This window comes from Streptomyces sp. NPDC043870 (assembly GCF_056435785.1).
On record NZ_JBWKDT010000076.1, the window covers coordinates 1 to 14,676 of the forward strand.

At 66.2% G+C, this 14,676-nt stretch carries 14 protein-coding genes and 2 pseudogenes; 13 read left to right on the plus strand and 3 right to left on the minus strand.

Annotated features, from left to right (window positions below):
• The first annotated feature begins 447 nt into the window (after window positions 1-447).
• The 11 genes from AC0699_RS37875 to AC0699_RS37925 all read left to right on the plus strand — a co-directional run bounded on the left by AC0699_RS37875 (window position 448) and on the right by AC0699_RS37925 (window position 11,736).
• Window positions 448-633 carry a thiocillin family RiPP gene (locus AC0699_RS37875; RefSeq protein WP_478670422.1) on the plus strand — a complete coding sequence of 62 codons (186 nt, stop codon included), beginning with the start codon at window positions 448-450 and terminating at the stop codon, window positions 631-633.
• 32 nt (window positions 634-665) lie between these two features.
• Window positions 666-866, plus strand: coding sequence for a thiocillin family RiPP (locus AC0699_RS37880; protein WP_478670426.1), 201 nt, complete (start codon window positions 666-668; stop codon window positions 864-866).
• Window positions 867-1,020: 154 nt separating this feature from the next.
• Window positions 1,021-2,145 (plus strand): PqqD family protein, encoded by a 1,125-nt coding sequence (locus AC0699_RS37885; protein WP_478670430.1) that lies wholly within the window; start codon window positions 1,021-1,023, stop codon window positions 2,143-2,145.
• Window positions 2,142-4,625: a lantibiotic dehydratase family protein gene (locus AC0699_RS37890; RefSeq protein WP_478670434.1), complete on the plus strand. Its 2,484-nt coding sequence runs from the start codon at window positions 2,142-2,144 to the stop codon at window positions 4,623-4,625. The genes AC0699_RS37885 and AC0699_RS37890 overlap by 4 nt, the downstream gene beginning before the upstream one ends.
• Window positions 4,625-5,458, plus strand: coding sequence for a thiopeptide-type bacteriocin biosynthesis protein (locus AC0699_RS37895; RefSeq protein ID WP_478670468.1), 834 nt, complete (start codon window positions 4,625-4,627; stop codon window positions 5,456-5,458). The genes AC0699_RS37890 and AC0699_RS37895 overlap by 1 nt, the downstream gene beginning before the upstream one ends.
• A complete protein-coding gene (locus AC0699_RS37900; RefSeq protein ID WP_478670439.1) occupies window positions 5,455-6,819 on the plus strand; it encodes a YcaO-like family protein in 1,365 nt (454 codons plus the stop codon). Before AC0699_RS37895 ends, AC0699_RS37900 begins: the two co-directional genes overlap by 4 nt.
• Before the next feature lie 130 nt (window positions 6,820-6,949).
• Window positions 6,950-7,510 carry a hypothetical protein gene (locus tag AC0699_RS37905; RefSeq protein ID WP_478670444.1) on the plus strand — a complete coding sequence of 187 codons (561 nt, stop codon included), beginning with the start codon at window positions 6,950-6,952 and terminating at the stop codon, window positions 7,508-7,510.
• Window positions 7,510-9,156 (plus strand): nitroreductase family protein, encoded by a 1,647-nt coding sequence (locus tag AC0699_RS37910; protein WP_478670447.1) that lies wholly within the window; start codon window positions 7,510-7,512, stop codon window positions 9,154-9,156. The genes AC0699_RS37905 and AC0699_RS37910 overlap by 1 nt, the downstream gene beginning before the upstream one ends.
• Window positions 9,153-9,899: a nitroreductase family protein gene (locus AC0699_RS37915; RefSeq protein WP_478670452.1), complete on the plus strand. Its 747-nt coding sequence runs from the start codon at window positions 9,153-9,155 to the stop codon at window positions 9,897-9,899. The genes AC0699_RS37910 and AC0699_RS37915 overlap by 4 nt, the downstream gene beginning before the upstream one ends.
• A gap of 101 nt (window positions 9,900-10,000) precedes the next feature.
• The gene (locus tag AC0699_RS37920; protein ID WP_478670456.1) at window positions 10,001-10,972 is read left to right on the plus strand and encodes an ABC transporter ATP-binding protein; all 972 of its coding nucleotides are present in this window, start codon (window positions 10,001-10,003) and stop codon (window positions 10,970-10,972) included.
• Entirely contained in the window at window positions 10,972-11,736 is a 765-nt protein-coding gene (locus AC0699_RS37925) for an ABC transporter permease (protein ID WP_478670461.1), read from the plus strand. Before AC0699_RS37920 ends, AC0699_RS37925 begins: the two co-directional genes overlap by 1 nt.
• A 267-nt stretch (window positions 11,737-12,003) precedes the next feature.
• On the opposite strand, the gene AC0699_RS37930 is transcribed toward AC0699_RS37925, so the two are convergent.
• The 3 genes and pseudogenes from AC0699_RS37930 to AC0699_RS37940 form a co-directional block, all read right to left on the minus strand.
• A complete protein-coding gene (locus AC0699_RS37930) occupies window positions 12,004-12,609 on the minus strand; it encodes a transposase (RefSeq protein WP_478670473.1) in 606 nt (201 codons plus the stop codon).
• Window positions 12,610-13,054: 445 nt separating this feature from the next.
• Complete coding sequence (locus tag AC0699_RS37935; protein ID WP_478670476.1) at window positions 13,055-13,267, minus strand: hypothetical protein; 213 nt, start codon at window positions 13,265-13,267, stop codon at window positions 13,055-13,057.
• A pseudogene (locus tag AC0699_RS37940) lies at window positions 13,257-13,551 on the minus strand (WhiB family transcriptional regulator). Before AC0699_RS37940 ends, AC0699_RS37935 begins: the two are co-directional and overlap by 11 nt.
• Window positions 13,552-14,120: 569 nt before the next feature.
• On the opposite strand from AC0699_RS37940, the gene AC0699_RS37945 reads away from it, so the two are divergent.
• Window positions 14,121-14,507, plus strand: coding sequence for a hypothetical protein (locus AC0699_RS37945; RefSeq protein WP_478670465.1), 387 nt, complete (start codon window positions 14,121-14,123; stop codon window positions 14,505-14,507).
• 85 nt (window positions 14,508-14,592) lie between these two features.
• Window positions 14,593-14,676: pseudogene (locus AC0699_RS37950) on the plus strand (helix-turn-helix domain-containing protein); the annotation flags it as partial.

Here is a 14,676-nt window from a genome sequence, read left to right on the forward strand (position 1 = left end):
CAGCCACGCGATCATTCTGGCCGTCCGATGCCATCCGGCGCAGCAAACCCAGCAACGCGTCACGACAGGGCGAACGTTGCCTGATGCGGCACTAGAACGCTGAGGTGTCCATCGCAGGGCAAGGCGCTACGACACCTCACAGGGTTTCCGTATTCACCTGATGGCATCTGAGTATTTAGTACTCAACTCGCGCTGATCGCAGGCAATTTCCCGTGAACCACTTGCCTGCGCCGCACTGTTAGCCTAGCTTCTGCGAAAGGCGCCATACGATCAGTTGCGGTCTCGACTGTCGCAAGGAGCAGAAACCGTTGACGCCAGGGCTTCACACTTGGTCAAAGCCACCCAGCGCAAAGGCACCAAATTCCCCTGCCAGCATGAAATCAGTGAGGCCAGGCTTTCTGCATCAATCTGACCTCACTGCATGAGCTCGACCAAGGAGGAATCAAGATGAAATATGAACTGGACCTTGTCGCGGACGAGGCCAATCAGCTCGATCTGTGGCTGACCGAGCTGCCGGAGCAGACCGCGGCCGGCGCTTGTACGTCTGCCTCCGCTAGCACTGTCGGGTGCTTTAGCTGTCCTGCCGGGTGTATCTCGACCGCCGGAACTGCGAGTAGCACTGGCAATTGTTAAGCACGGAGCATTAGCACGATATAGGAGTGGTCATGAGCGTACCGAATCTTGATTTGGTTGCAGACGAGGCGGACCTGCAGGAGACCACCTTCTGGTCGGAATCGCTGCCGAACGAAGTCAGCGCTGGCTTCTGCTGTGCCGGCACGGCGAGCACCGTTGGTAGTCTCTCATGTCCTGCGGGCTCCCTCAGTAGTGGGAGCACCCTGGGTTGCAGCAGCGTACCGCCTTGCTGATTTCACGTCAGTGTGCGGCCAGCGGCTGGGCCTGTGTCGGCTCGCCGCTGGTCGCGACCCCGGCATCCGGGCGCGTCAGGTCCTGGAAGGAGTGCAGGTTTGAAACCCACCGCCTGGCCGCCGTCTTGAAATCTGCCACATAAGGAGTTCATCGATGGCCGCAGATACCGGAATCGACATCGGGGAGAGGGACCCGATCCGTCTGGTTCCTGGCATCGAGGTTCTTCCTGGACCAGATGACCATCCCATGTTGTTCGACCCTCAGTCGGGCCGCTACACGCTGCTCAGCCGCCCAGCCACGGTACTGCTGCCGAGACTGAGAGCGGGGACCACACTGGCCGACCTCCGCGAGTACGTGGCGCAGCGGAGCGCAGTTCCTCAGAGGGAACTCACAACCCGCCTGCAGGCTCTGCTCCTGGACCTGCGGCAGGCGAACCTGCTTGACGGAGTGGCAGCTGTCCGTCTCGATACGGGCAGCCGGGTGGCTCGCAGTCAGCTCAAGGTGCCCGCTTCAAAGCTGAAGCTATCCGCCGCCCGAGCGGATCGGGTCTTCGCTTGGCTGGCGCAACCGCTACGTCATCGAGTAGCCCGCCGGCTGTTGGCCGGCGCGTGGGTACTCGGCCCGGTGGGCTACCTCTTCGGCGTGGGCACGCTGATCGCGAAGGGACTGCCAACGGCGATTCCCCCGCCATCTGTGGCCTGGATGGTCATCGCAGCGTTCTTGCTGCAAATGTGCCTGCACGAGACCGCACACGGGGTGGCCTGCCGGTACTACGGCGTCCAAGTCCGGGGCGTAGGTGTTGCATTGTGGTATCACGTGATCCCCATTGCTTACGTCGACTGCAGCGACTCGTATCGGCTCCCCAAGCGCTGGCCTCGCGTAGCGATCAGCCTCGCTGGCCCGTTGTCCGACTCGCTGTGCATCGGGGCCGTCGCGTCCGCGCTTACGCTGGCCGACGGTGAGATCGCCCGAGTTCTGCACCTGCTGCTGTTCAACGAGGTGATCGTACTGCTGTTCAACTTCAACCCACTGCTTCCCACCGACGGCCAGCATGCGTTGGAGACGATCACAGGGCAGGTCAACCTGCGCAACCGAGCCGTTACCTACACTCTGCATCGCTTGCTGCGCCGCCCTCTGCCGAGCTTCCTGGCGGCGGCGACCCGGCGCGCCCGGGCGTGCTACTGGGCCTACGGCATGGCGTCCGTGGCGTATGTGCTGGTCACCTTCGCGCTCCTCGCCTCTTGGCTGTACTCGTCGCTGAAGGGGCTCCTTTCATGACCACAGAGAGCCTGGTGGGCGATGCCAATCCGATGTCACTCCGGCTGTTCAGCCCTTTCGTGCTGCGCCGCTGCTCGGTGGACGTGGCCGCAGTGGACCTGCTGGCGGCGCCACGAACCGCGCCGGCTCTGGCCGGCGCCCAGCGGGCGAGGGCCGACGCGAGGCAGTTGGCCACGCAGATCGTCGATCGACTGCACACGTTGGTGCCGAACCTTCCCGAGCATGAGCGGCGAATCGTATTGCGGCTCAAACGGGACATCTTCAACGAACGCTGTGTCACGCGGACAAGGCGCGACGCCACCCAGCTCGCGGACCATCTGAGCGAGCAGCTTGGCTTGTTGGTGACCCGCTGGCTCGAGCTGCAGGCGCAGGCTGCGACTGAGCTTGCCCAGGCGGAGCGCCACCTCGCGCTTGAAAGCTCGGTCATTGGGGATCGCTTGGTGACCACCCTAACCGACCATCAATGGCTGACGTCGCTAGCGGTCGCATCACCGACGCTAGTTGACGCACTGCTCACGGGTAAGCCCGGCGACCTGCGGCTGGACGGCCGCGGGGCGCGCACGCTGACCTCCTATCTGACCAGGGCCGCCCTGAAGACAAGCCCGTTCAGCGGACTGACGACGCTAGCGGCCGCCGACCTCGCTCACGTCTCGTCCACCTGCGTGGCAACCGATGGTCTGACGCGCCGCACTGGGTTATCCCGCATACTCGCCGTGCTCGTGCTGCATGCCCTAGCCACCACCCGGGATACCGCTCCCGCCTTCCCACCGCTGCGCGGAGTCGGCTTCAGGAACAGCGAGCACGGCCCGCTCGCCGTGCGACGCAGCGTTGAGGTGCGCGACAATGTCCTGTTCACCCACGAAGTGGTGCACGTCGGCCGGGATCGGGAATTGCTGGCCGATCCGGTAGAGCGGTGTCGCCTGCTCGCCCAGGACCCTGGCGCCCTGCGGCGATTGCTCGATCTTGGACTTGTTGTGGTCGACACTCCGTGGGACAAAGACGCCGTCAGCTATTTCGATGCGCTGCACGAGATGCTGCAGAGAGCCGGCGTCCGTGGCGCGGCCACCGCGGCTTGCGGCGCTCTGGCCGAGGCGGAGCGCCGTTACCCAGCTGCGGACGCGGCAGAACGGGTCAGGCTCGAGCGCCGGGTACGCCGGGAGGTGAGCCGGATCGTCGGGTTGGCCGATGCGCCGTTGCCTCCGTGGGCTGCTGACATCCACGTCTGGCACGAGACCGTTGAGGACCCCGGCACCAATCTGCTATTGCCCCCACAGGTCGGTTCTGACATGAGCGCCGCGCTGTCCACGCAGATGGCCCAGGCCAGGGTCACGCTGCTGTACCAGCGGCTCGTCGCCGACTTCCAGCGCCGTTTCGGACGAGGCGGCCGCTGCGACGACATACTCGGATTCCTGGAGTCGTTTTTGCGCCACCCACGCACCGAGCGGGAGTACCTGCGCAGCGCCGTGCAGAAGTTTGACCACCCGCCCGGCGAAGATGAGTTGCGGAGCGCGTTGCGGAGGGGCCACGGTTCCCTCGCTCCACTCACCGCAACCCTGTTCGCGCAGCTGGCTGCCGAAAGTGCCAGCGACCTGACGGCCGGGCGCTACCGGATGGTGATCAACCAGATGAATGCGGGCGGATCAGGGGTGATCGCCCGCTGCCATAACGCCGGTGTGCTCGGTGCCCGGCTTGTCGAGGAGCTGCCGCGCTGGCTGGCACAAGCCCAGCCGGACTGCCGACTGCTACAACTGCGGGTAGGTGCAGAGGTCTCGGAGATGCAGGTCGTGCCGGACACGGTGCTTCCGGCATTGGACTGGGCGGAAACGGGCAACCGAGGCGAAGTGCCCATCGGCGATCTGCGACTGCACCATGATGCGCACAACGACATCCTGCAAGTTACCGACCGGAGTCACCAGCCCGTCGCTCTGCACTATCTGGGTGTGGTTCCGGCGGTGGCAATCTCCCCGCTTCCCCGGCTGTTGGCACTGCTTACCGATCCGTGGACGTTCCGGCCGATCAGCCTGCACCAGGCTCCAAACCCGTGGCGGAACAGCACGGACGAGACAGTTATCCACCGGCCCCGCGTGGAACAAGGCCGAGTGGTGCTGCGCCGGGCGGAGTGGCAAATACCCAGTCGGCTCGTTCCGGTGCCGAGTCCCGGTGAGCGGCTCGGGGCATACCATCTGCTCCAGCTGCGTGAGTGGTTCGCGGCCAACGGCGTTCCGGGCGAGGGATTCGTCCGTCCCGTTGTCACGATGATGGCCGTGTCGGCCGACAAGCCCGCATGGTTCAGCCTGGACCATCCACACACGGTGGCGGCAGCACTCTTGCCCCTTCTGCGCCAGATGGCTGACGTACGAGTCGTGGAGCCGCTGCCTCGACGGGATCAGCACTGGGTGAGGGGCAAGGACGGCTCGCGGCACACCGTTGAGCTCATGATTCTGGCCGGGTGCGCTCCTACGGCTCGAGGGTGGTCGTGATGCACCGGGACTGGCTCTACTACAGGATGGCGGGTCCGGCGACCGAACCAGACGGTGACGTCACGGGCACCGTACTGCAGGAACTCGTCCCTGAGCTGGTGGGCAAGCTGCACGCTGCGGACCCGGCGGCACTCTGGTTCTTCCTCCGCTTCACCGACCAGCTCGGCTCGCATCTACGACTGCGGTTCCACACCACCGTCGAATGCCGAGACCTGCTGGAGCGGCAGCTCATTGACTCGGCCCGCCGCCCCGGCTGGTCGGCGGTGCTCGACTACTATGAGCAGGAGACTGCGAAGTATCCTGGTACTAGTGGCGTCACTGATGCCGAACGAGTCTTCTCCGCGTCGAGCGACTTTGTTCTCGCCCTGCTCAACGGCACTAGCGGGATCGCGGCCGGCAGCCAACTCCCGTTGATGGTGCAGCACCTTTCTGCCGTGGCCGAGTTGTTGCCTGCCACCCATCGGTCATCCTTCCTGTACCACTACTGGCGCTATTGGACGACCGGGATGTCCCGGGTCCAGCGTGCCGGCCTCGGCAAGGCGGCTCAGCAGCGGGCCGAGTCGGTGATGCGGATCGCCACAGCCATGCACCTTCCCGAAAGGGCTGCGGATCCATGGCGGGACTACCTCGAAGCTCTCAAGTCGGTCACTCATTGCCGCACGCGCAAGAACGCCGGAAGTGCGCCAGCGGCATACCTGCTGTTCCACCACGCCCACCTCACACACAACCGGCTGGGTGCACCCGCGATAGCAGAGGCGGTAGCGGCCCGCATCCTGCACCACTCACTTACCGTGGCGCCGCCGCTCGGTCACCTGGAAGGAGAGCCCGCATGACAGTCTCCGAGCTACCGAAGAACGACGGGCCGACTAGCCGGCCCGAGGTGGCCGACCGGCTGGATCGATTGGTCTCCCCGTTCGGCGGCCTCGTGAGCCGGGCGGTGTGGCTACCCGATGTACAAGGCGAGCCGGCGGTGCCTATATTCACCAGTCAGCTGGGCGACCTCGCAGAGTCTGTCGACCCGGTGAGCGTTTATCGGGATCGTGAAGGCATCAGCACCCCTGGTGAGCTCGACGGCGCAGGTGGCGCGCTGGATCCTCACACCGCCCGTTGGCTGTCCATCGCCGAGTCGTTGGAGCGCTACTGCTCGGCGGTCTGGACGCCGCAGCAGTTGATCACCGCAACAGCAGCGGAACTGGGCTCCGAGGCCCTCGACCTCGGCGGGCTGCCCCGTCTGTCCGACGCCGAACTCGCGATGCCGGGCCAACCCCTACGCCGCCCGGACCCTACTGAGCCGATCCGCTGGGTGCGCGGCGTGAACCTGCACGAGGCACGCCCCGTGTGGATCCCGGCAATATATGTCTGGCTGTACATCGCTTCCAGCACGCCCGCGGAGCTGATAACCAACCCCATCTCCACCGGGTGCGCCATTCATTCCGATCCACGCGTCGCGTTGGCCAAGGGGCTGTGCGAGGTCATCGAGCGGGACGCCATCGCACTGACCTGGCTGCAGATGCTGCAATTGCCGCGCCTGGAGCTGGACCAACTGCCAGACCGCGCCGCGAACATGCTCGACCGGTCCCTCGGCGTGCCGGGGATGCGCGTTGAACTGTTCGACGCCACCACCGACATCGGCGTACCTACCGTTTACGCCGTGCGGATCGCGGAGTACAGCGAGCAGTATCACAACGTCGTCGGTTGTGCCACGGACCTCGACCCGGTGGACGCCGTCGTCAAAGCGACGCGAGAAATCGTCTCCTGCCGCTTGGCCTATGGGATGCATGCCGTGGAACGCACCGATCCTGCAGAGTTCATGACCGTATTCGACGGCGCCTTGCACATGGCCAGTGCCGCGCGCGCGCAAGCTTTCGACTTCCTTCTCAGCAGCCCGCACACCCGCCGAATCTCCGAACTGCCCAACCTGCACGGTGATGACCCCGACCAAGAGCTGATCGCCGTGCTGGAGCGGCTGCGGGCCGGGGGGTACTCGGCTTACGCCGTCGACCTGACCACCGACGAGGCCAGAGAAGCCGGAATGACTGCAGTGCGGACACTGGTGCCCGGTCTCCAGCCACTCTCCTTCGCGTACCGGGCCCAGTTCCGTGGCCACCCCCGGTTGTACGAAGCACCTGCCCGCATGGGTCACCCCGTACGAGCCGAGGCCGATCTCAATCCTTGGCCACAGCCGTTCGCGTGAGGGAGAGAGAACAATGCACGCACATCCCGTGACAGCCCGTGACTCAGGCCGGTTGCTGGTGGTCCACTGCGGTGACTTTGGCGCCGCTGTCGCCGAACAAGTCGGTCGTATGCACCGGGTGACAACGGTCGTGGACAGCGACGCGACGACGTCCTGCGGCGAGACATGGCCTGTTGCCGATGCCCTGGTGCTGGTTACCAACCGCCCAAGAACGGACCTGGAGCGGGCCGCCGATCAATGGGCGTTGCACCACCGAGCGCTCCTGCTGCCGGTAGCACTGGAGCATCCCTACCTGCGCATTGGCCCGGTGCTCGGACCCACCGCGAGCGCCACGATGGACTGCTTCCGCCGCCGGATCCGGCAGCACTCCCCAGACCGGGAGGTCCGCCGTCTAGCCGAAGAGCGCTACGCATCCGTGCCCAATACCGCCCCCCGTGGATACCTGCCCACATTGGTGACCCTGGCCTCGCATACCGCGCTCGACGTGCTCCACAGGCTTCGCTGCGGAGACGACGACGAGCTGCAGCGGGTGCGGATGCTGGATTGCTTTGCCCTGGACGCGAGAGCAGGAAAGCTGGTCGGTCGGCACGGCAACGCCCGCTCACCCTGGTTGTCGGAGGAGCGTGACAGGTCCTGGGTGACACTCCTGGCGGTGGCGAGCGCGACGGCCACGCTGCGGGAGGCACACTGATGGCCGAACAACTCCCCGCCACATCGCACGCAACAGCTAACGACATGCTGCAAGCGGTCGAACGCGATCCGCAGTTCCACATGCCCCGGCGGCCGCGGCTGCTCCCAGGAATGGCGATACTCGAGTTCGACAATCTCCTTCTCGTTGAGGGCGCTGCCGAGCGGCAGACCTTCCGCGGCAGCGCTGCCACCGGCTTGCTGCCCCAGTTGCTGCAGCAACTCAACGGTGAACAGACAATCTCACAGCTGGCTGCCCGCCTTGGAGCCCCGGAAGAGCACATCCGCGCGGCAGTTGCCCTGCTCTACACCCGCGGCCTGCTGGAGGAGGGCGACGATCCACCCGCCCCAGCCACGCCGGTCGCGCTCTGGCTCGGCCGGGCACTGGACACCACGCGGCGGCATCGCAGCACGGACGCTGTGCTCCGCACCCTCCCGGACCAGCCGGTCGAGGTGGTCGGCGACCCGGCCCTCGGCGCGGATCTCGCCACGATGCTGGAAGAGCTGGGCCTGGTAGTCCGCCGCCCGCATGACCGGGCCAACGGTGCAAACCCTCAGGACGGCGCCGCTCTCGTGGTCGCCGTAGCGGCGGCCCCGGAACCTCAGCAGACTTTCAGCGAGCTCGACGAGCAGGCAGCCGTCCGCAATCTGCCGTGGCTGCGCGTAGTTCTGGAGGGCCCGGTGCTGCACCTGGGCCCGCGCTTCGACCGGCGTGTGTCGCCGTCCTACACCCAGTGGTCAGGCAGTCACCCCGAGTCGAAAGATCACACCGTGCCGCAGCATCAGCAGGCCGCCCTGGCCCTGGTGGCAACCGAGGTGCTGTACCTGCTTACCGGCCTAGGGCGGCCGAGCTCAATCCGTGGTGCGCTTCGGTTCGACTTGGACACCTGGGCAGCCGAGCAGCTGCTGGTCACCGTTCCCCCTTGCCCGGTAGATGACGACCAGACTGCGCGGCGCTCACTGGCACCGGCCTACGACCATGCAGTCCGATTCCCCCCGCGGGAGCTGACCGACCCGAAGGCACACCAGACTCACTACCGGGTGGCCAATCTGAGCAAGCAGTTCGAGCGCAAGGAATTCCATTCGCACCGCCGCTTCGCGCTGCCGGAGGTGACGCCTGGCGACCTGGCACAGTGGGATTCCACTGGCCTCCACATTCCGCTGGAGCAGTTGAGCTGCGTGCTGCGTTTCGCTCTCGGTGTTCGCGAAGTGCTGCCCCGCCAAGTGCAGCGCTTCGCGCCCACCGGGGGAAACCTGGGCTCGACGACGGGCTATCTGGTGAACACCAGCTTGCCCCAGCTACCGCCGGGTGTGTTCGTCTACGAGCCCTTCGATCACCGACTTGTGATGCTGAGGACGTTCGAAACCACCGGGCTGGCCCAGGCTGAGGTGCTGGTCGGTGGGCCGGCCGCCGTCGTGCTGACCGGAGCCCTGGGGCGTGTGACGTCGAAGTACAACTCCTTTGGGATGCGCCTCTGCATGCTGGACGCCGGATTCGCTATGTACCACCTGACCAGAGTCGCCAACGCGGTGGGCTGGTCAGCCGTCTGCGCCGAGCGCGCCGCGTTCGCCGACGTGGCCGACCTCATCGGTGTCGCACACACTGCCGAACCTGTAGTGGCCGTCGTCGGCCTGGAGATGGACACATGAAACTGACTGCTTCACTCGGGACGGCACCTGAAGTTCCGGCTGACGAGTCAATGCCGCCGATGCCCGCACCAGGCCACCTGGTGAACGCACTGTCATCAGAGCTGCACGAGCACTCGCCACGTACGTCGGCCGCCGGCCCGTTCCCCCCCGCCGCCGCGACGCACGGTCAACTGGCCAAGGCGCTCGCCATGCGCCGCTCGCTGCGACGCTACCACCCGGATCCGCTCCCCCTTCACCAACTGCTGCACCTGCTGGCGGAGGCCGATACGGCAACGAGGGAAGGCTGGCCCAATGCCCACGACTTCCCGATCACGCTCACCGTGCTGGCACTGCGCGTGACCGGACTCGTCCCGGGCTTCTACCGCTTCATGCCGGAGAAGGCCGAGCTTGTTCTGCTCAATGCGCTGCCTGCTGACTTTGACCCGGCGAACGCCGTTCTGCAGGTGGAGTTCGCCGCAGCCCCAGCTCTGGTCATCTCGCACGGGCCACTCATGCCGATGGCCCAGCACGACGGTGCGCACGGCTACCGACGGCTGCAACTGCGTGGGGCTGCTGCGATAGCGGCTGCCTGGCTGACCGCCGCCCACCAGCGGCTGGCCGCTTGCGGATTCGCAGGTGTGCTTCCCCACGTTCTGCGTCAGCACACCGACATCGACCTGCACACCGAAGTGCCAGTGATGGGGTTCGCAGTCGGCCTGCCAGTGGAGGAGGACGCATTGGCCGACGAAGCAGACCGACTGTAGTGCCGGGTGGGCACACCAGTGCCCACCGCCCGGACCGCGACAGGGGGAAGTTTGCCAGGCCTGAAAGAACTCAGGCCCACTGAGCGGCCGAGAAAGGAGACATGACGATGACGCTTATGGACGATGACCGCATGTGGGCCTCACTGGACGAGGATCACAACGTCATCCAGGTCAGTCAGGCAGTGAAGAGCTATGGCTCGGTCCAGGCGCTTTGCGGGGTCGACCTGACCGCCGCTCGCGGCGAGGTGCTGGGCATGCTGGGTCCCAACGGCGCGGGCAAGACGACGATGCTGGAGGCGATCGCCGGTCTGAGGAAGCTGAACTCCGGGCTGATTCAGGTGTTGCAGCTCGACCCGCGCAAGGATCAGCGGTCGCTCTCGGTCCGGGTCAGCGTGCAACCGCAGTCGGGCACGCTGTTCCAGTATCTGACGGTGAAGGAGACGGTCCACCTGTGGTGCTCCTTTTACCCAAGGCCCCGTTCGGCAGCGGAACTTATAGACTCAGTCGGCCTGACGACAGCGGCCGACCAGCAGGCCAAGGCCCTGTCCGGCGGTCAGCACCAACGACTGAGACTGGCCTTGGCGCTCGCCGGGCAGTGCGAGCTCATGCTGCTGGACGAGCCCACGGCAGGGCTCGACCCGAACGCCCGAGAACTGATCTGGAATGCCGTCAGCGAGCGGCGCAGAGGTGACACAGTGCTGGTCACCACTCACTCCATGGAAGAAGCCGAGGTCCTGTGCGACCGGGTACTGATCATGGACAAGGGCCGTGTTCTCGCCGACGGTGCGCCTGCAGATCTTGTGCGTCGACACGCCCCAAGTGTGATCACGGTACGCACGTCCGCTCCGCCGGAGAAAGACCGGCTCTCCGCCCTTCCCGGGGTGCGAGGGGTCTCGGTACACAGACGCGGCAGCAATTACGAGACCCGGCTACTGACCGCCGAAGCCGAGCGCACAGCACAGCGCATCAGCCGACTAGGCCAGGTATCAACGACAACGATGCAAATTTGCCCCGGCTCTCTTCATGACGTATTCATCGCACTGACCGGACGCGAGCAGGAAGAGGAAGACTGATGCCCAAACTCGCCTCCTTCCGCCAGCTTGCCCTGACCAGTGGGCGCGAACTTGCCCGCGACCCGGTGAACTTCGGTTTGTCGGTCGTGTTCCCGCTCGGCTTCGTCCTGCTGTTCACCTTTCTCCCGGACGTCAGCCCTGCACCGGGCGCTGCTCCGGTCGACAGTCTCGCCTTCGGGCTGCCGGCGGTGCTCCTGCTGGCCATGACTTCGCTCGCCACGACCGGGACGGCGGTACCACTGACAGTGCTGCGGCAGCGCGGGGTACTGCGCGCGGTCGGCCTCACGCCAGTGACACCACTGACCTTCGTTACCGCGCTGGTACCCGCACGCGCCGTAGTGGTGGGCGCCGAGCTGGTGCTGGTCGGAGCAATGGCATCTGCAGGCGGCGCGCTGAATACAAGCCACCCTGTTCTGCTGCTGTGGACGTTGCTGCTGTGCTTCGTCACGCTCACTGCACTGGGCTACTTCCTCGGCGGTCTGTTCGCCTCACCGGGGCTGGTGACTCCGTTGCTCGGCGTCGCCGTTCCCGCCATGCTCATGCTCAGCGGTGTCCTACTGCCGGTAACACTGTTCCCTTCGCCCGTCGCAGAGGCGGCCGAGCTCCTTCCGTTCACCTATATGGGAGACCTGCTGAGGCACACGCTCACCGGGCTACCTGCACAGTATTCCACCCTCTACAGCAGCGGGCTGCTGCTATTGACCAGTGCGGTCCTGACCGGCTTGACAGCGATCACTTTCCGGTGGGAGGAACGCGAGCGTTGACCACTGCACGGAGCCCGCTACGTCAACCACCCGGCGACGGTCACGGGCGCCGACTTCAAGGCCGCCCAGCTCCAGGCCGCTGCACAGTTCGGCATGACCATAAGCTTGACTCTGTCGGGGATCTTGGAGCTGTCGAAATCAGCCGCTGACGGCCCGCCAGGACTTCAGCCGGGGGGACCGTGCTGGTCCAGGAAGTCCTGGAAGAGGTCGGTGGCCGGGGCAGGGGTGCTTCTCCGGTCGGTGGCAGGCCGCTAAGACGCTCGATGTTCACGGCGATGGCCGTGAACATCGTGCTGCAGGTGGACTTTCGGCTGTCCTCGGCAGCGGCGCATGCCGTGGCCGTGGGCGAACTCGTTGACGCTGCCCTCCACTCCGGAGCGGACCGCATAGCGGCTTGCCACTCGGGCGTCTGCTGTTCAGCGCGGACACGGACTTGCAGGTCGCGGAGTTCTCGCGGGGAAAGCCCACGTTCCGTGCGCGTTCGCGGGAGGTGGTGCACTGGGTGCGGACCGGGCAGGGCTGGCACTGGCCCTTGGTGAACCGAGCCACGATCAGCGGGGCCGCAGAAGGCGAGGAGGTGGGGTAAGGGCCGTCCCAGCCCCTGCTGACCTGACCTTGCGGGCAGGTGACCTGCCGGCGGTCGAAGTCGATGTGGAAGTCGTCCCGGCCGAAGCCTTCGTTCCTGCGGTGCTGGCGGGTGGGGTTGCCCGGCAGCGGTCCGGTGACCGTGACCTGATGTTCCCGGGCGGCCTGTTCCAGGGGACCAGGGAGGTGTAGCCGCCGTCGACGAGGTGCTCGGCGGGCAGCAGGCGCGGCGCCCCAGGCGGGTGTGGATGCCGGGCAGAGCCTGGGAAACGTTTGTGGTTGCCGCAGTGGTGGCCACGTCCGTGATCACGTTGGCGCCGTCGGATGAGCAGGTCTCGGTGAGATGGGCGGCGAATCCCTTCCAGCGGGGGTCTGTCCCCGGCGCGCGTAGCAGGCCGGGGAGTCGTAGGGGGAGATGATCGCGCGGGACGAGGGCGGAAGTCCGCCGTCGCCGTCGGTGCGCCCGCGCAGGCGGCCGCCTCGTCGCGGGCGCGGTCAGTCACGAGATGTGGTTACCGTGCCGGTGGTCTGGCGGGCGACGAAGTCGGTGAGCGTGATCGGACGCAATTCCTGCCCGGAGACGCAGAGGAGACGCGGAGCACAGTCCACGGTCACGCCGCATGGGCTGGTCGACGACAGAGGCAGGAACTACCGCACCCGGGCGCCCCGATTCGGCGCGTCGCCCCCGAGCGCAAAGCGGACGTATGCGCCCCGCTTGCGTCCTCTACGCGCGTCAGACCTCTTCCGCACCGTAAATTCCACTGCGACACGCGCTGTTGCCGTCCGCGCAGCTGACCTTCCGGTACGAACCGATGCCTATCTCGGCGAAGTTGCTGAGGCTCTCGGTACCCGGTGCCTGGGCCGGGCAGCAGAACCGGCCGATGACCAGTTTCAGGATGGAGCGTGTCACGTCGGCAACACCGGTGTCGGTCAGGTCAGCTCGCACGCGGCTGCTCGTGCGCGCGGCGAGCCTCCTCCAGCACATCCCGCCACGAGGCGACGCCCGGGTCGGCCACGTAGCAGCACCCTGCGCTCGCGCTCCGTCATGCCGCCCCACCCGCCGAACTCGATCCGGAAGTCGAGCGCCTCGGCCAGGCAGTCAGTCCGTACCGGGCACCCGACGCAGAAAGCCCTGGCGCGTTTCTGCTCCGCAGCGTCGGCGAACAACTCCTCCGAGTCCGTCGTCCGACAGGCAGCATCCGTGTGCCAGTGGGCACTCGCGCTGGTCATGGCATCCCTCCCGCTCGACGCTCAGCAACCCGGCGGTTCCCGGAGCAGCATAGGATCGCGTCTGGGGACGAACGGGCCGGACTCGGTCGCGTCCGGGCCTCCAACCGGACAGCTACGCGATCAACTGCGGAGCATGATGGTTGGTCAGTCACGTCACTGCAGAGTGCATATCGCCCGTTATCGCAACTACCGCCACCCCGGGGTGAGTAGCATCCGGCCTCATCACCCCCGCAACGAGAGCGAGCTGCCATGTCCAACGAACCGGACAATACCAACCCCCAGGACCAGTACACAGAACAGCTTGCCGGCGTGCTGGAGACCAACGAGCAGGAACAAGAGCGAGTCGCTCGCAGATCACGGACCTGCAGGCACGTCTCGCGCGGCTCTAGCACGACCACAAGCTGCTGTCCGAAATGTGCGGGACCAAGGCCGGGGCACCTGTCACGCCGGTGAAGGAACCAGCCGCCCTGCCGGTGTCCGAGGACGGCTCACCGAACAGCCACGCGGATGCCACCCCCGACACGGCAGCCGCGCCGCAGGCCGTTCCACAGCCACGACGTGCGAAGGCAATGAAGTCGGACGGTACCCCCCGCCGCCAGCAGCCGAAGAAGGCGGAACGGTCCTCCAAGCCCGGCCGCGGGGCGAAGCCGACGCACGCGGCAGCCAAGAAGACCGGGCCCTACCTGCATGAACTGGTGCAGCGGCTCCTCACCAACGAGCCGCTGAAGGTCAGCGAGGTGGTCGCGGCCCTGGCCCAGGCGTACCCGGGACGCGCAGGGACCAACACCCAACTGGTGCGCAACGCGCTGGAGAACCTCGTCTCCAAGAGCCTGGCGGAGCGCTCCAAGCAGGGAAGCACGGTGTTCTACACGGCGCCCGAGCACGACACCGCCAACGTCGCGGCGCCCGGCCCTGCCGAGAGCGCACGCGCCGAGAAGGCTGCGGCCAAGGTCTAGGTGTATTGATCACGAGCGTTGTTACTGACTTTGTTGGCGCGATGTCGTGGCTGACAAGCGGTGGTTGTCGCAGGAGGCCGGTTGCATGAGGTATCCGCAAGGGGGCGGGCTGACCGCGGAGCGACGGGCATTTCGCGAGCACATCCGGATGGGGGCGGCCGAGTTGTTC